Source organism: Komagataeibacter swingsii (assembly GCF_003207895.1).
In the GTDB taxonomy this organism is placed as follows: domain Bacteria; phylum Pseudomonadota; class Alphaproteobacteria; order Acetobacterales; family Acetobacteraceae; genus Komagataeibacter; species Komagataeibacter swingsii.
In genome coordinates, this window is the sequence record NZ_NKUB01000003.1 from 115,933 (window position 1) to 131,358 (window position 15,426).

15 protein-coding genes are annotated in these 15,426 nt (G+C 65.1%); 7 read left to right on the forward strand and 8 right to left on the reverse strand.

Going from position 1 to position 15,426, the window contains the following annotated elements; genetic code table 11:
- Positions 1 to 28 precede the first annotated feature (28 nt).
- Together mfd and CFR76_RS03980 are read right to left on the reverse strand one after the other, a co-directional pair.
- Complete coding sequence (gene mfd, locus CFR76_RS03975) at positions 29 to 3,511, reverse strand: transcription-repair coupling factor (RefSeq protein WP_110555951.1); 3,483 nt, start codon at positions 3,509 to 3,511, stop codon at positions 29 to 31.
- The gene (locus CFR76_RS03980; RefSeq protein WP_010507900.1) at positions 3,508 to 3,819 is read right to left on the reverse strand and encodes an FAD assembly factor SdhE; all 312 of its coding nucleotides are present in this window, start codon (positions 3,817 to 3,819) and stop codon (positions 3,508 to 3,510) included. Before CFR76_RS03980 ends, mfd begins: the two co-directional genes overlap by 4 nt.
- Before the next feature lie 104 nt (positions 3,820 to 3,923).
- On the opposite strand from CFR76_RS03980, the gene recG reads away from it, so the two are divergent.
- Positions 3,924 to 6,071 carry an ATP-dependent DNA helicase RecG gene (gene recG, locus CFR76_RS03985; protein WP_110555952.1) on the forward strand — a complete coding sequence of 716 codons (2,148 nt, stop codon included), beginning with the start codon at positions 3,924 to 3,926 and terminating at the stop codon, positions 6,069 to 6,071.
- Here the strand turns inward: recG and acuR are convergent.
- The gene (gene acuR / locus CFR76_RS03990; RefSeq protein ID WP_456305899.1) at positions 6,010 to 6,735 is read right to left on the reverse strand and encodes an acrylate utilization transcriptional regulator AcuR; all 726 of its coding nucleotides are present in this window, start codon (positions 6,733 to 6,735) and stop codon (positions 6,010 to 6,012) included. The two genes, recG and acuR, sit on opposite strands and share 62 nt — an antisense overlap.
- 375 nt (positions 6,736 to 7,110) lie before the next feature.
- On the opposite strand from acuR, the gene CFR76_RS18650 reads away from it, so the two are divergent.
- Together CFR76_RS18650 and CFR76_RS17665 are read left to right on the forward strand one after the other, a co-directional pair.
- Positions 7,111 to 7,791: a cold-shock protein gene (locus CFR76_RS18650; protein ID WP_038508088.1), complete on the forward strand. Its 681-nt coding sequence runs from the start codon at positions 7,111 to 7,113 to the stop codon at positions 7,789 to 7,791.
- Between the two features lie 60 nt (positions 7,792 to 7,851).
- A complete protein-coding gene (locus CFR76_RS17665) occupies positions 7,852 to 8,034 on the forward strand; it encodes a hypothetical protein (RefSeq protein ID WP_146222633.1) in 183 nt (60 codons plus the stop codon).
- 274 nt (positions 8,035 to 8,308) lie between these two features.
- Here CFR76_RS17665 and smpB read toward each other — a convergent pair whose 3' ends face one another.
- From smpB to CFR76_RS04015, 4 genes are all read right to left on the reverse strand, one after another.
- Positions 8,309 to 8,803, reverse strand: coding sequence for an SsrA-binding protein SmpB (gene smpB / locus CFR76_RS04000; RefSeq protein WP_110555954.1), 495 nt, complete (start codon positions 8,801 to 8,803; stop codon positions 8,309 to 8,311).
- A gap of 3 nt (positions 8,804 to 8,806) precedes the next feature.
- Positions 8,807 to 9,685 carry a 4-hydroxy-tetrahydrodipicolinate synthase gene (gene dapA / locus CFR76_RS04005; protein ID WP_110555955.1) on the reverse strand — a complete coding sequence of 293 codons (879 nt, stop codon included), beginning with the start codon at positions 9,683 to 9,685 and terminating at the stop codon, positions 8,807 to 8,809.
- 153 nt (positions 9,686 to 9,838) lie between these two features.
- Positions 9,839 to 10,684: a prephenate dehydratase gene (locus CFR76_RS04010; protein WP_110555956.1), complete on the reverse strand. Its 846-nt coding sequence runs from the start codon at positions 10,682 to 10,684 to the stop codon at positions 9,839 to 9,841.
- Complete coding sequence (locus CFR76_RS04015) at positions 10,681 to 11,418, reverse strand: 3-deoxy-manno-octulosonate cytidylyltransferase (protein ID WP_110555957.1); 738 nt, start codon at positions 11,416 to 11,418, stop codon at positions 10,681 to 10,683. Before CFR76_RS04015 ends, CFR76_RS04010 begins: the two co-directional genes overlap by 4 nt.
- A 137-nt stretch (positions 11,419 to 11,555) precedes the next feature.
- Between CFR76_RS04015 and CFR76_RS04020 the strand changes: the two genes are divergently transcribed.
- The 3 genes from CFR76_RS04020 to serA all read left to right on the forward strand — a co-directional run bounded on the left by CFR76_RS04020 (position 11,556) and on the right by serA (position 14,230).
- Positions 11,556 to 12,059, forward strand: a complete 504-nt coding sequence (locus CFR76_RS04020; RefSeq protein ID WP_110556072.1) for a c-type cytochrome — start codon at positions 11,556 to 11,558, stop codon at positions 12,057 to 12,059.
- Positions 12,059 to 12,868, forward strand: coding sequence for an inositol monophosphatase family protein (locus CFR76_RS04025; RefSeq protein WP_110555958.1), 810 nt, complete (start codon positions 12,059 to 12,061; stop codon positions 12,866 to 12,868). The genes CFR76_RS04020 and CFR76_RS04025 overlap by 1 nt, the downstream gene beginning before the upstream one ends.
- Positions 12,869 to 12,964: 96 nt before the next feature.
- Positions 12,965 to 14,230 carry a phosphoglycerate dehydrogenase gene (serA, locus tag CFR76_RS04030; RefSeq protein WP_110555959.1) on the forward strand — a complete coding sequence of 422 codons (1,266 nt, stop codon included), beginning with the start codon at positions 12,965 to 12,967 and terminating at the stop codon, positions 14,228 to 14,230.
- A gap of 200 nt (positions 14,231 to 14,430) precedes the next feature.
- Here the strand turns inward: serA and CFR76_RS04035 are convergent, their stop codons facing one another.
- Positions 14,431 to 14,757, reverse strand: a complete 327-nt coding sequence (locus CFR76_RS04035; protein ID WP_110555960.1) for a superinfection immunity protein — start codon at positions 14,755 to 14,757, stop codon at positions 14,431 to 14,433.
- Between the two features lie 149 nt (positions 14,758 to 14,906).
- Here CFR76_RS04035 and CFR76_RS04040 point away from each other — a divergent pair, with 149 nt between their 5' ends.
- On the forward strand, positions 14,907 to 15,413 hold the full coding sequence (locus tag CFR76_RS04040; protein WP_025438561.1) for a hypothetical protein: 507 nt from the start codon (positions 14,907 to 14,909) through the stop codon (positions 15,411 to 15,413).
- Positions 15,414 to 15,426: the final 13 nt, after the last annotated feature.

The following is a 15,426-nucleotide window of genomic DNA, read 5'->3' on the forward strand; positions in this document are numbered from 1 at the left end:
TCGCACCCTGCGCTGGCGGGCGGGCTGTTCAGGCCGGGATGCTGGCATCCTCCCGCGCCAGCCTGAGCAGCGCCGTCAGCACCTTGCGCGCCTGCGTGATCCGCTGGGCGTTGGTCATTTCGCGTATGATCGCAAGCTTGTGGTCGGGGCGCAGGCGGACATTGGCTTCCTTCTGCCTTGCAATCCACGCCACCAGCCCCGCCGGGTTGGCGAACGTATTGCCACGGAACTGGATGACCATGCCCTTGGGGCCTGCCTCCAGCCGTTCCACCCCGGCCTCGCGGCACATGCGCTTGAGGGTGACGACATCCAGCAGGTTGCGCACCTCGTCGGGCAGCGTGCCGAAGCGGTCCACCAGTTCGGCTTCCATCGCCTCGACCTCCGCATCATTGGCCAGCGCCGCGATGCGGCGGTACAGGCCAAGGCGCACCGGCAGGTCGGTGACATAGGTGTCAGGGATCAGCACCGGCAGGCCAAGGATGATGTTGGGGGTCCAGTCGCGATCCTGCAGCTTGCGCCGCCCTTTTTCGGTGCGCAGGTCGGCTACCGCATCTTCCAGCATCTGCTGGTACAGCTCGATGCCCACTTCACGGATATGGCCCGACTGTTCATCGCCCAGCAGGTTGCCAGCCCCACGCAGGTCAAGGTCGTGGGACGCCAGCGTGAATCCCGCGCCCAGCGTATCCAGCGTCTGCATGACTTCCAGCCGCTTCTGCGCCGCCGCCGACAGCACATGTGTCTGTGGCCATGTAAGGTAGGCATAGCCACGCTGCTTGCCGCGCCCCACGCGCCCGCGCAACTGGTAGAGCTGGCCCAGCCCGAACATGTCGGCACGGTGGATGATCAGCGTGTTGACCGCGGGCATGTCCAGCCCGCTTTCCACGATGTTGGTGGACAGCAGGATGTCATATTTGCCGTCACTGAACTCGGTCATGACCCGTTCCAGTTCGGTCGGCGTCAGGCGGCCATGGGCCTGTACCAGCCGGGCGTCGGGCACGATTTCGTGCAGGCGCGCGGCCATGCGGTCGAGGTCCTCGATACGCGGCACGACGCAGAACACCTGCCCGCCACGGAAGCGCTCGCGCTGGATCGCCTCGCGGATCACCACGCTGTCGAACGGCATGATGAAGGTGCGCACCGCCAGCCGGTCGGTGGGGGGCGTTGCGATCAGGCTCATCTCGCGCACGCCGGTCAGCGCCAGTTGCAGCGTGCGTGGCAGCGGGGTGGCGGACAGCGTCAGCACATGCACGTCTTCGCGCAGGGCCTTCAGCTTTTCCTTGTGGGCCACGCCGAAATGCTGTTCCTCATCGACGATCAGCAGCCCGAGATCGGCGAATTTGACGGTCTTGGCCAGCAGGGCATGCGTGCCGATCACGATATTGACCGTGCCATCGGCCAGCCCCTTGCGCACGGCGGTCGCCTCCTTGGGCGTGACCATGCGCGAAAGCTGCGCCACATTGACCGGCAGCCCGGCAAAGCGGGCGGAGAACGTGCGGTAATGCTGGCGTGCCAGCAGCGTGGTCGGCACCACCACCGCCACCTGCGCACCCGACATGGCGGCGACGAAGGCGGCGCGCAGGGCGACTTCCGTCTTGCCAAAGCCCACATCGCCACAGACCAGCCGGTCCATCGGCCTGCCCGATGCCATGTCATCCAGCACGTCGGCAATGGCGCGGGACTGGTCCTCGGTCTCGACAAAGGGGAAGCGGGCGCAGAATTCATCCCACATCCCGTCCTCTGGCGTCAGCGCGGGCGCTTCGCGCAGGGCGCGCGCGGCCGCCGTGCGGATCAGTTCACCCGCCATGTCGCGGATGCGCTGCTTCATCTTCGCCTTGCGCGACTGCCACGACGCGCCACCCAGCCTGTCCAGCGCCACGTGGGCCTGATCCGAGCCGAAGCGGCTGAGCAGTTCGATATTCTCGACCGGCAGGAACAGCTTTTCATTGCCGTCATAGATCAGGCGCAGGCAGTCATGCGGCGCCGTGCCCACGCCAATCGTCTCCAGCCCGTCATAGCGGCCGATGCCGTAATCCTGATGGACGATCAGGTCACCTTCGGCAATTTCCGATGCCTCGGATATGAACTGGTCCGCCTTCTTGCGGCGGCGCGGCGGGCGGGAAATCCGCTCGCCCAACAGGTCCTGCTCGGACACGAAGGCCACGTTGTCGGCCACGAAGCCACGGTCCAGCCCCAGCGTCAGCAGGCCGACGATGCCGGGCCTCAGCTTCTGGGCCTCTTTCCAGGTGGCGCAGGTCTGCACCGGCAGGCGGTATTCACGCAGCAGCACGCCAATGCGTTCGCATGATCCCCGGCTCCATGCCGTGACGTAGGCGCGACGGCCCGTCTGGGACCATTCCTCCACCTTCGCATGCAGCATGGGGAAGACGTTTTCACGCCCATCGGTCACGGTTTTGGCGAACATCTGGCCGGGCCGGCCGCCCGCATCCATGCCCGGCGCGCCGTCAGGCTGGGCGAAGGGCATGAACACCACGGCCTTGCGCCCCGCGATCATCGCATCCCACCCCTTGCGGTCGAGATACATGAGGTGCGGCGGCAGCGGGCGGTAGGGTACCTCGCCTTCGCGCGTCGGCTGCTTGCGGGCGTCGTAATGGTCGGCAATCATTTCCAGCCGGGTGGCCAGCACTTCCTCTGCCTGGTTGGCCAGCGATATGGACACGCCGGGCAGGTAGTCCACCAGCGTTTCCATCTGTTCATGGAACAGGGGCAGCCAGTGCTCCATGCCCGCATGGCGCCTGCCTTCGGATATGTGCTGGTACAGCGGGTCACTGGCGGCGGCAGGGCCGAACAGGTCGCGCCAGCCGGTACGAAAGCGGGATATGGAGGCGGGATCAAGGCTGAAATCCGCCACCGGCCGCATGGTCAGGCTGTCGATCTTCGCGGTTGAACGCTGGGTGCCGGGGTCGAAGCGGCGGATGTTCTCCACCTCGTCGCCGAACAGGTCGAGGCGGACCGGCTCGCTGTCGCCCGCGGGGAAAATATCGAAAATGCCGCCACGGGTCGCGAACTCGCCCTGGTCCATCACCGTGTCGGTGCGGTTGTAGCCATGTGCGACCAGCAGTTCCGTGAGCAGCGGCGCATCAAGGCTCTCACCCGCCTTTATGGTGATCGACTGCCCGGCAAAGGCCGCGCGCGGCGGCACGCGCTGGACGATCCCCATGACCGTGGTCAGCACGATGCGGGGTGCCGTGGCCTTTTCCAGCAGGCGGGTCAGTGTCGCCACCCGTTCCGCCACGATGGCGGGATTGGGGGAGACACGGTCATACGGCAGGCAGTCCCAGCCCGGGAAACGCAGGATTTCCGCCCCCGGCGTGACAAAGGCCAGCAGGTCCGCGATGCGCGCCATGGCGGCATCGTCACGGCAGACATGCAGCACAGGCCCGCCCTGTTCGCCCGCCCTGCGCGCCAGCAGGAAAGCGTCATACCCATCCGGCACGCCCCATACGGGAAGTGGCGCGCCGGGTGCGAGCGAGAAACCTGCCGTATCGTTCATTTTCCGCCCCGGATCGCCGCAAGCCGCGCGGGGTCGGTGGCGTCGGCCATGATTTCCTTCATCATGGGGGTATTGAGTTCGTCCGGCACCGGGCGGCGGCCGCTCAGCCAGTCGGCCAGGTCGGCATCCGGCAGGTCCATCACCGCTTCCAGCGCGTCAAGCTGGGCTTCGGTCATGCCTTCCAGCCGGGGGGCGACAAAGCCCCCGATCAGCACGTCGGTTTCGTGTGTGCCGCGATGCGTGGCGCGGTAATATATCTTGCGCCGCCGTGTATCGAGGCGCGAGAGGTCAGGCGTTCTGGCTTCCATTGCGTTCCACCCATGATGGTTGTGTTTTGTTCCGTAACGCAGGTGTCCTATAGCCCTCATGCGGGCATCTGTCAGCCCGCATGACAAGCATGCCACCCCGCAGGATGAACCGCCGCGTGTCCGATACCGCCTTGCCGCCCGCCAATTCCCTTCTTGCCCCGCTGCTTGCGGGGGTGGAGACCCTGAAGGGGGTAAAACCCGCCACGGCCAGGCTGCTGGCGCGGGTGGCCGGTGGCGGGCGGGTGATCGACCTTCTGTTCCACCTGCCGGAATCGGTGGTGGACCGGCGCTACCGGCCCACGCTTGGGCAGGCGGAAACGGGGCGCGTGTGCACGCTGCATGTCACGGTCAGCCGCGTCGTGCCGCCAGCGCCCGGCGGTGGCCGGGGCAAGCGGCCATGGCGCGTTGTCGTGACCGATGGCACGGCGGATGCGGACCTGGTGTTCTTTTCCCCCCATCTGGTGCGCAGGCTGGAAGCGGGGCAGGACATATGCGTATCGGGCACGTTGGAACGTTTTGGCGACCGGCTGAACATGGCCCATCCCGACTATCTGGTGCCGGCCGCCCGCATGGCGGAAATACCGCTGCTGGACCCGGTCTGGCCGCTGACGGCGGGGCTGTTTCCCGGTCAGGTGCGCGCCGCCATCCGCGCGGCGTTCGATGTGTTCCCGCCCCTGCCCGAATGGCAGGACGCCAGCGTGCTGAAACAGCGGCAGTGGCCGGGGTTCGGGGACGCGCTGCGCACGCTGCACCGCCCGTATGACATGCCCGGCCTGCTGGAAGGTGATGCGCTGGTGGCCGCGTCCGAACGCGCCCGCGCCCGGCTGGCCTGCGATGACCTGCTGGCGCAGCAGGTGTCCATGGCGCAGGCGCGCAGGCTCAACCGGCTGCGGCCAGGGCGCGCGGTGGTGGGTGACGGCAGCCTGCGCCGCATTGCCCTGTCGCGTTTTGGCCATGAACCCACCACGGCCCAGGTCCGCACGCTGGCCGAAATCGACGCCGACCTTGCCGCGCCCCGCCAGATGACACGCCTGCTGCAGGGGGATGTGGGCGCGGGCAAGACGCTGGTCGCCCTTCTGGCCATGCTGGCGGCGGTGGAGGCAGGCCACCAGGCGGCGTTGATGGCGCCGACCGAGATCCTGGCCCGCCAGCACCTTGCCACCTTCCGCAAGCTGTCGCCCGTGCCGGTCGCCTTCCTCAGCGGCAGCGTGAAGGGCAAGGCCCGGCGCGAGGCGCTGGCCATGATCGCCGATGGCACGGCGCGGCTGGTGATCGGCACCCACGCCCTGTTCCAGGGCAGCGTGGTGTTCCACGACCTTGCGCTGGCGGTCATTGATGAACAGCACCGCTTTGGCGTGGAACAGCGTGCCCTGCTGGGGGAAAAGGGCACACGCACAGATGTGCTGGTCATGACCGCCACCCCCATCCCGCGCAGCCTGCTGCTGACGCAGTGGGGGGACATGCTGGTCAGCCGGCTGGATGTGAAGCCCGCGGGGCGCAAGCCGGTGCGCACGTCGCTGCATGCGCTGTCGGCCATGGGGGACCTGCTGGCGGGGATGGAGCGCGCGCTGGCGCGGGGGGCGCGGATATTCTGGGTCTGCCCGCTGGTCAGTGAAAGCGAGACAAGCGACATCGCCGCGGCCGAAGCCCGCCACGCCGCCCTGTGCGCCCATTTTGGCGAAAGCGCCGTGGGGCTGGCGCATGGCCAGCAGGATATCGCAGTGCGCGAGCAGTCCATTGCCGATTTCGCGGCGGGAAAGACCCGTATCCTGGTCGCGACCACGGTGATCGAGGTGGGCGTGGACATACCCGACGCCACGGTGATGGTGATCGAGCACGCCGAACGCTTCGGCCTGGCGCAACTGCACCAGTTGCGCGGGCGCGTGGGGCGTGGGCAGGCGGAATCCTACTGCCTGCTGCTGCATGATGCCGGACTGGGCCAGACCGCGCGGCGCAGGCTTGCGCTGCTGCGCGAGACGGAGGACGGGTTCCTGATCGCCGACGAGGATTTCCGCCTGCGTGGCGGCGGCGACCTGACGGGGCGGCGTCAGTCCGGCCTGCCGGGCCTGCGGCTGGCCAGCCCGCTGCATGTGGACATGCTGCTGCGGCTGGCGGCGCAGGACGCGCGGCGCATTGTCGACACGCCACCCGCCGAGGCCCCGGCCGCGCTGCGTGCGCGGGTTCCGGCCATCAGTTTGCTGCTTGAGCTGTTTGCGCGGGCGCGGGCGGTACGGGCGATCCGTGCGGGATAGCCGTGGCGGGCGGCCTGATGCCCAGCTCGGCCGCCGCCTGCGCAAGGTAGAAGGCTGCGTACAGGTCCAGCGGTCCGGGGTCATGTTCCATGCGCGCGCGCAGGACCGCCCCTTCCCACCCGATCCAGAAATGGCGTGACAGCCGCGCGCACAGCCGCCGCTGCGCCGCACTCGGGTGCGGGCCGCATGCCGCCAGTAGGCAGTCCGTCACGCGGAGTTCCCAGCCTTCGAGAATCGTCAGCAGCAATCCGCTGAACGAATCGGGCAGCATGTCGATTTCCTGTCCCAGGTTGCCGATCAGGCAGCCACGGCGGAAACCATGCTTCGTCATGCCTGCCCGCGCGTCATGCATGAAATTGAGCATGCGCTGCAGCGGCGGCGTCGCCCTGTCCGTCAGCCACAGGTCGAGCTTGGCGTTGAAATAGCTGGCGTAGCTGTCGATCAGCACCTGCCCGAAATCTTCCTTGCTGCTGAAGCAGTAGTAGAATGATCCCTTGGAAATGCCGGTCGCGTTCAGCACGTCGTCCACGCAGGTGGAAGAAAAACCCTTTTCTGTCAGCAGTCCAACACCTGCGCGCACCAGCATGGCGCGTGTACCTTCCGGCGCACGGGCGATTTTTGGGGGGCGGCCGCGCCCTCGGCGTGGGGGGAGTGTGTTGGGCATGGATCGTTTTCTTACCAGTATGGGGGCATGCCATCTGCGGCGTTGCCCATTGATAATGTGCGAATGCGAGTGGAAATCAAGCAACATTCATGAATTTAATCTACACCTTTTTCACGACTTTTTGCATCCCTGCCCCTCACAAACTGTTCACGAATGAAAATTCGTGTGGAAACCAAAGGCGGGAATATGCTTTGGTGTTGTTGATGCCGATGCGATTTATGCTAGGATCACCGTGGGACAGGGAATGTTTTCCTGCAATCGCGGCCGCCTGAACAGGGGGTAACGATATGCAGGCAGTCTCCATCCTGCAAACGTGCTTTCATTCGGTGATGTCCCCTTGGGGCAGCCACCACCTAGACCTCGGGATTACGACCGTTGAGAAGTAACAGGACCGACCGCAGCTCCCGCTCCCCGCGCCGCGGCGGGTTTGACGATGATTTCATGTCGTCGCCTTCATTTGGTGATCGCGGCGCCCCGCCGCCGCGCCGCTCCTTTGGTGGCGGAGGTGGTGGTCCCCAGATCGTCGCATCCGGCCCGGAAATCAGCGCCACTGTAAAGTGGTTCAACAGCGAAAAGGGCTTCGGCTTTGTCGAGCTGGCGGACGGTTCGGGTGACGTGTTCCTGCACGCCAACGCCCTGAACCCCACCGGGCACGCGACGGTCGCTCCCGGCACCACGCTGGTGGTGCAGATCGGCCAGGGTCCCAAGGGCCGCCAGGTCGCAAGCGTCGTATCCGTTGACGAGAGCACGGCCCAGCCCGAGCGCCCGCGCGCGGCTTTTGGCGCAGCACCCGGCGCGCGTGGCGGTTTCTCCCGCTCCGGTCGTCCCGCCCCCGACCTGTCGCATGCGCAGGACATGCGCGGCACGGTCAAGTGGTACAACGCCACGAAGGGCTTTGGCTTCATCACGCCGGAAAACGGTGGCAAGGACATTTTCGTTCATGCTTCCGCGCTGGAACGCTCGGGCCTGTCCGGCCTGACGGAAGGCCAGACGGCAAACGTGCAGGTTGTCGAAGGCCAGAAAGGCCCCGAGGCGGCAGCACTGTCGGTGGACTGATCCCCCTGCCCTGTCCCGCGCCCCGCCAGCATGGCGGTGCGGGCAGGATGAACGGATGAAATGAAACAGGGCCGTCCCGGTGTTGGGGCAGCCCTGTTTTTTATTGTGCCTTCCGCATCATATGCATGCGGATCAGCCTTGATGCCTGTGTGGCGCGTAAGAGCGCACCTTCAGGACAACGGCCTGATGGAAAAATTTCCGAAAGTCACCTGTTTTCAAAAAGGTGGATCGCCTATCGCCTGAAGCTTTTTGGGAAAAGCTTCATCAGAAATTTTCCTGAATTTGTAAGAAACTGTTTGAAAAGTCAGCTCATGATAGCGCTTTAAAATTAAAAGAAGTTTTTGGTGAAGCTTTTGCAAAAGCTTCGAAAGAACGCTGCCTTTTTGAAAAAAGGCAGCACCTGAAAACTTTTATTATTTTTATCAACGCGTTGTTTTCAAACAGTCTCGAATTTGTTTCATGGGCAGGCTTCTGAAGCAGCCTTTAAAAACATGCCCTGTCCCAAGGGGGTGGCGGATCAGTAGTCGCCACCCTTGTTACGGATCAGCCGGGCCTTGTCGCGCTGCCAGTCGCGGTCGGCTATGGCCTGCCGCTTGTCGGCTTTCTTGCGCCCCTCGCCCACGCCCAGCGTCAGCTTGGCAAGGCCACGGCTGTTGAAGTGGATGTCCAGCGGCACAAGGGTCACGCCATCGCGCGCGACTTCCCCCAGCAGCCTGTCCACCTGCTTCTTATGCAGCAGCAGCTTGCGGGGCGCGCGCGGTTCGAACCGCGACAGCACGCCGCCCTGGTATTCGGGGATATAGCTGTTGATCAGCCATATTTCCCCATTGCGTTCACCGGCATAGGCTTCGTTTATGGTGGCGCGGCCCATGCGCAGGCTCTTGACCTCGGGGCCTTTCAGCACAAGGCCGGCCTCCACCGTGTCAACGATGGTGTAGTTGAAACGGCCCTTGCGGTTCTGGGCTGCGATCCCGGTCGAGATCATGCCGCTGCCCTTGTTCCTGGGTGCCATGGCTCAGTCCAGCAGCCCGACGGCGGACAGGGCGGCCTTGACCTTTTCCCGGCTGGCGTCGCTCAACGGGGCCAGCGGCAGGCGGCATGTTTCCCCCATCAGGCCCAGCACGCTTGCGGCGAATTTGACCGGCACGGGGTTGCTTTCGCAAAACAGCGCGTCATGCAGCGGCAGCAGCCGGTCCTGCAGTTCCATGGCGTCCATAACATGCCCGTCATTCCAGCTCTGCTGCACCTGCGCGCACAGGGCGGGGGCGACGTTGGCGGTCACGCTTATGCATCCGTCGCCACCGGCGGCCAGGAAGGACACGGCGGTGCCGTCCTCGCCCGAAATCTGGTTGAACGGCTTTTTCACCGCGCGGCGCACCAGCAGCGGGCGCAGCAGGTTGGCGGTGGAATCCTTCACCCCGATGATGTTGGGATGCTGCGCCAGCCGCGCCATGGTCTCGACCGAGATGTCGATGACCGACCGGCCGGGAATGTTATACAGGATCAGCGGGATGTTGATGGCGTCCGCGACAGTCATGAAGTGGCGGTACACCCCTTCCTGTGTAGGCTTGTTGTAATACGGCGTCACCACCAGCACGCCCGCGGCCCCCGCCTGCTGCGCCTGTTGGGCCATGGCCACCGCTTCCGCCGTGCTGTTGGACCCGGCGCCTGCAATGACGGGCACGCGCCCCGCCACGGATTTTATGGTGAATTCCACCACCTTGGCATGTTCTTCATGCGTCAGGGTCGGGCTTTCGCCCGTCGTGCCGACCGGCACCAGGGCGGACGCGCCCTGCTGGACCTGCCAGTCGATGAATCGGCCCATGGAGGGCAGATCCAGCGACCCGTCCTCGTTCATGGGGGTAATAAGGGCGGTAATGGAACCCTTGAACATGGTTGTTTCCACCTGGATCCTGTGTCGTGGCTGTGCTTGCGCCGGTGGGTCCGGCACGTTGTGTCCTGTGGCCGGCCCCGGGGCGTGGGGCGGACAATACCGTTATATAGACAATGGCACGGGGGGCAAAACATGCCCGCCATGCCCGCCCCATCAGGGTTTTCGCCGGAAGGGCGATGCGGGATAGACGCCCAGGATCTCCTGCTGTTCCGAAAAGAACGAAAGTTCGTCCAGCGCGCGCGCCAGCGGCGGGGCTTCGGGGTGGCCTTCCACATCCATCAGGAACTGCGTGGCGGAAAATGATCCTTCCAGCATGTAGCTTTCCAGCCGCGTCATGTTCACGCCCGCCGTGGCAAGGCCGCCCAGCGCCTTGTACAGCGCGCCGGGCTGGTTGTTGACGCGGAACAGCAGCGTGGTCATGAACCCCGGCCCGGGCGGTGGCAGGGCATCGGGCCTGCGGGACGCGATGTAGAAGCGTGTGGTGTTATGGGCGGCGTCCTCCACATTGCGGCGCAGGATTTCAAGCCCGTTCAGTTCGGCCGCCAGGGCCGATGCCACGGCCACATCTTCCTTGCGCCCCCACCCGCGCACCATCTCGGCCGCGCCGGCGGTGTCGAATTCCACCACCGGGTCCAGCCCCAGTTCGGTAATGATGCCGCGTACCTGCGCCATGGCGACGGGATGGGTATGGATGCGGCGCGCATCGGCCAGCGTGCTGCCGGGTATGCCCAGCAGGCAATGCTCGACGCGCTGGAAATGTTCCCCCACGATGAACAGCCCCGCCTGCGGCAGCAGGGCATGGATGTCGGGCACCCGGCCCGCCAGGCTGTTTTCACATGCCAGCATGGCCAGTTCGGCCCGCCCGTCATGCACGGCGGTGATGGTCTGGGCGAATGTCTGGCATGGCAGCGTGGTCCAGCCGGGCCGCGCCTGCCGGCACGCAAGGTCCGAATACGCGCCGGGCCGGCCCTGGAAGGCGATGATGCGTTCCCCGTTCATGCCCCGCCCCCCAGCGTGGCGCGCGCGCGTTCAAGGTCGGCGGGCGTGTCAACGCCAAAGGGCGCGGTGGCGATCCGCGCGCAGCCCACGGTCATGCCGGCTTCCAGCGCGCGAAGCTGTTCGAGCTTCTCACGCTTTTCCAGCCCGCTTTCGGGCAGGCCGACAAAGCGGGCCAGCGCCGCGCGGCGATAGGCGTAGATACCGACATGGTGCCATAGCGGCCCGTCCCCCCACGGTATGGGCAGGCGGGAGAAATACAGCGCGCGGGCCACCTGCGCATCCGCCCCGAAGGTGCAGGCGACCTTGACCACGGATGATGCCCCCGCTTCCGCCTGATCGCGTACCGGGGCGACAAGGGTTGCGATATCGGTGCCGGGATCCGCCAGCGGGCGCAGCACGTCACGCAGGGTTTCGGGTTCAACGCCCGGCAGGTCGCCCTGCAGGTTGATGACGGTGTCATGCGCCCCCTGCGGGTCCAGATGCTGCAAGGCCTGCCATATGCGGTCGGACCCCGACGGCAGGGCGGGATCGGTCAGGACCGCCGTGCCGCCCGCGCGTTCCACCACATCGGCAATTTCACGCTCCGCCGTGGCGACGGCCACGGGGCCGATACCTGCGGCACGCGCGCGGTCCAGCACATGGACGATCATGGGGCGGCCGCCAATGTCGGCAAGCGGTTTGCCCGGCAACCGGGTCGAGGCCATCCGGGCCGGAATCAGGACAATGGGATTCATGGGATCTGGGTCTGGGCCATCCGTATCTGTGGCGGCGGCGGGGGCCGTCCGCTGCCGTGCGTGCTTCACACAGGGCGCGCGGCAGTCTAGGTAAGGAGCGGTTTTCATGCAACCGTATGGGAAGGACGCCCGATTTCATGGACAGTGTACGCCTTAACCAGATCGGGGCCGCCTGCCTCTGTGCAGCACTCGCGGTCGGGGCCAGTTGGGGCATCGCCCATACCGCCGTGCCGGAACAGGTCCCGGCAAAGCCCGGCGTGGCCATTCCCCACCCGGCGGCCGCCGCGGGCGCGTCCATTGACGATCTGGTGGCCAGGGCCAGCGTTGAAAAGGGCCACGCCATAGCCGACCGGCAATGCGCCATGTGCCACAGCATGGCTCCCCAGGGGCCGGCCATTATCGGGCCGGGCCTGTTTGGCGTGGTCGGCACGCATGTGGGCGATATCCCGGGTTACGAATTCTCGGACGCGCTGAAGGCGCACAAGGACGAGACGTGGACCAACACCACCCTGTCCGCGTGGCTGAAATCCCCTGCCGAATATGCATCGGGCACCAAGATGTCGTTCCCCGGAATCACATCGGAAACCGAACGCGCGGATGTGATCGCCTACCTCAATTCCCTCAGGCCGGAGGCGCATTGATGGCCGCCCTGCCCGCCGGGTTTCCGCGTGATGCGGTGCTGGAAGCGGCACAGGCCGCAGCCGATGTCGCGCGCAGCGTGGTGCTGCCGTTCTTCCGCCGGGGCGTGCGCGCGGATGACAAGAATGACGCAAGCCCCGTCACCATAGCCGACCGCACGGCGGAACGCGCGATTCGGGCCGTGCTGTCCGAGCGCCTGCCCGGTTTTGGCGTGATGGGGGAGGAATTCGGGCTGGAAGGCGGCGACAGCCCTTACCGCTGGGTGATCGATCCGGTAGATGGCACGCGCGCCTTCCTGACCGGGCGACCGACCTTTGGCACGCTGATCGCCCTGCTGCATGACCATGTCCCGGTTCTGGGCGTGATCGACCAGCCCGTGACAGGGGAACGGTGGATCGGCCTGCGTGGCGAGGCCACGCGCTATGTCTCCACCCTGCCCGGCACGCCGGTCACGCGGCCCTGCGCCGATGTCGGGCGGGCGGAGCTGTCATGCACCGCGCCCGAAATCCTTGATGCTCTCCACCGGCCCGGTTTTGACGCGCTGGCCGCCGCCGCCAAGCGCACGAGCTGGGGTGGGGACTGTTACGCCTATGGCCTGCTGGCGCTGGGGCAGATCGACATCATTGCCGAATGTACCATGAAGATATGGGACTGGGCCGCCCTTGTGCCGGTGGTGGAAGGGGCAGGCGGCCGCATGACCGACTGGGCTGGACAGCCGTTGCGCGCCGATGGTGATGGCACGGTCCTGGCGGTGGGGGATGGCGGCCTGCTGCCCCGTGTGACGCGGCTGCTGTCGCCGCCATTGCCATAAAGTAACGGTCGTAATTGATCTTTCCCCCTAGCGGGGGCACGGCCAATCGGATAGGGACGGACCCATCTTGACCGTACAGAAGCGGGAGCACGCGACATGACCAGCCAATCCAACGGACATCTTTCCCTTCCCAAGGACAAGATCCGCATCCTCCTGCTTGAAGGCATCCATGACAGTGCCGTAAAGCTGCTGAAGGACAACGGATACGAAAACGTCACCCGCCTGAAAACGGCGCTGGAAGGCGACGCCCTGCAGAAGGCGCTGGAAGGCGTGCATATCGTTGGCATCCGTTCGCGCACGCAGTTGACGCGCGACGTGATCGAGAAGGCTGACCGCCTGATCGCCATCGGCTGTTTCTGCATCGGCACCAATCAGGTGGACCTGGGTGCGGCGCGTGAAGCGGGCATTCCCGTGTTCAACGCGCCGTACAGCAACACGCGGTCCGTTGCCGAACTGGTCATGGGTGAGATCGTGATGCTGATGCGCCGCATCTTCCCCAAGTCGGAGGAATGCCACGCCGGCATCTGGAAGAAATCCGCCACCAACAGCTGGGAAGTGCGCGGCAAGACGCTGGGTATCGTGGGGTATGGTTCCATCGGGTCGCAGCTTTCCGTGCTGGCCGAAGCCTTTGGCATGCGCGTGTTCTATTACGACGTGATCGACAAGCTGGTGCATGGCAATGCAACCCCGGTCGATACGCTGGAAACCCTGCTGGAAATCAGCGACGTGGTCAGCCTGCATGTGCCCCAGACCCCGGAAACGGCGGGCATGATTGGCGAAGCCCAGATCCGTGCGATGAAGAAGGGTTCGTTCCTGATCAACAACGCCCGTGGCAACGTGGTGGACCTTGACGCGCTGGCCGCCGCCCTGAAGGACGGCCACCTGCTGGGCGCCGCGATCGACGTGTTCCCCAAGGAGCCGAAAGCGGCTGGCGAGGAATTCCAGACCCCGCTGCGTGGCCTGGACAACGTGATCCTGACCCCGCATATCGGCGGGTCCACGGCGGAAGCGCAGGAGCGCATTGGCGTGGAAGTGGCGCGCAAGCTGGTGGAATATTCCGATGTCGGCTCCACGCTGGGGGCTGTCAACTTCCCCACTGTGCAACTGCCGGAAAACCCGCACGGCACGCGCTTCATGCATGTGCATCGCAACGTGCCGGGCATCATGCTGCAGATCAACGAGATCTTTTCCTCCGAAGCCTGCAATGTCACCGCGCAGTACCTGCAGACGGCGGGTGAACTGGGTTACGTGGTGGTCGAAGCCGATACCGGCCGCGATGTGGAAAAGGACAATCGCATCCTTGACCGCCTGCGCGCGCTCAAGGGCACCCTGCGCGCGCGGCTGCTGTACAAGCAGCAGTAAGGCGCGCCTGACTGCATCGGGTCGATAAAAAGGGGGCATGCCGGTTGGGTGTGCCCCCTTTTTCGTCCTGCTGTCCGGGCTTTTGGCGCGAGCGCATCGGGAAATTCCGTCTTTGGGCCATCATGCAAATTGAAAGAAGTTTTTGGTGAAGCTTTTTTCAAAACGCTTTGAAGAACGCTGCCTTGTTTAAAAAAAGGGTCTCAGGGCACGCTCAGGAAGGTTGCCGGTTCGCTGCGCCGCAGCCGGGCATGGCGCTGGGTGTCGGTTTCCATCATGCACGCCATGAGCAGCGCAATCACCCACCCCACCCCGGTCATGCCGGTGGTGCAGTTCACCACCGCCACCACCGCCGCGTTATGCACCCTGCGCCGGCAGGCGATGAAGGTCGGCAGCAGGAACACCGCCATGCCGCCGGCCAGCCCGAGCGCAAGGACAAGGAACACGGCCGTGCCGATTTCCAGCCCGGTCCCCTGGATGGACTGCCAGCCGCGGTAGACCTCATAGGTGGAGGGAACATGGATATTCATCACACTTCATGCTAACCCTGAATGCAGGCGTGCCACCATACCATATCGCGCGCCGGGCCTTGGCAGCAGTGTGAACAGGCCGGCCCGTTATCCAACTTGTCAGGGTTCTTTGCAGTGCGCAGTCATGTGTGCCCCAATGGGGACAACCTGTGATCTGGGGTGATTTCCAGGCGGTGATCCAGCTATCAGCGGGTCTGAATGTCGCCATCCTCAGCTTTGTCGATATCAGCCTGCCCGCCATCAAGGAACGCAGGCGTGTCTTTGCCAAGGCCCGGCAGGAACTGGAACTGCATCGCGGTGGCACGGACCACCAGCATCCGGATGACGCGGAGGACTATGCCGCGGCCGTGCAGGCAATGGACCGCAAGCTGTTCCTGTTATGGCAGGAATCCTCCACCTTCATCCGCGAGGAGGAATCCCTTATCCGCTCCACCGGCGTGCTGGGGGTGTTTGGCGCGGTGCTCAGCCTCGGGCTGCTGTGGTACTCGGCCGTGCATTATGGCGGGATCATATCGCTGATGGGACGGGTGCTGATCATCCTGTCCTTCTGTTCGCTGCTGGGGGCGTTCCTCATCAATTTCATGACCGCGTCGCAGGCGGGCGTGTTTACAAAAAAATGCAATGCCATCCGTGACGAAATGCACAAGCGGCTATAGCCTGCGGACGCGT

Coding starts and splice junctions, on each gene's coding strand:
- acuR (WP_456305899.1), bottom strand. CDS start 6,735: ATGCCCAACACACTCCCCCCACGCCGAGGGCGCGGCCGCCCCCCAAAA.
- CFR76_RS04020 (WP_110556072.1), top strand. CDS start 11,556: ATGGACAGTGTACGCCTTAACCAGATCGGGGCCGCCTGCCTCTGTGCA.
- CFR76_RS03980 (WP_010507900.1), bottom strand. CDS start 3,819: ATGGAAGCCAGAACGCCTGACCTCTCGCGCCTCGATACACGGCGGCGC.
- serA (WP_110555959.1), top strand. CDS start 12,965: ATGACCAGCCAATCCAACGGACATCTTTCCCTTCCCAAGGACAAGATC.
- CFR76_RS17665 (WP_146222633.1), top strand. CDS start 7,852: ATGAAACAGGGCCGTCCCGGTGTTGGGGCAGCCCTGTTTTTTATTGTG.
- CFR76_RS04010 (WP_110555956.1), bottom strand. CDS start 10,684: ATGAACGGGGAACGCATCATCGCCTTCCAGGGCCGGCCCGGCGCGTAT.
- CFR76_RS04025 (WP_110555958.1), top strand. CDS start 12,059: ATGGCCGCCCTGCCCGCCGGGTTTCCGCGTGATGCGGTGCTGGAAGCG.
- smpB (WP_110555954.1), bottom strand. CDS start 8,803: ATGGCACCCAGGAACAAGGGCAGCGGCATGATCTCGACCGGGATCGCA.
- recG (WP_110555952.1), top strand. CDS start 3,924: ATGAACCGCCGCGTGTCCGATACCGCCTTGCCGCCCGCCAATTCCCTT.
- dapA (WP_110555955.1), bottom strand. CDS start 9,685: ATGTTCAAGGGTTCCATTACCGCCCTTATTACCCCCATGAACGAGGAC.
- CFR76_RS04015 (WP_110555957.1), bottom strand. CDS start 11,418: ATGAATCCCATTGTCCTGATTCCGGCCCGGATGGCCTCGACCCGGTTG.
- CFR76_RS04035 (WP_110555960.1), bottom strand. CDS start 14,757: ATGAATATCCATGTTCCCTCCACCTATGAGGTCTACCGCGGCTGGCAG.
- mfd (WP_110555951.1), bottom strand. CDS start 3,511: ATGAACGATACGGCAGGTTTCTCGCTCGCACCCGGCGCGCCACTTCCC.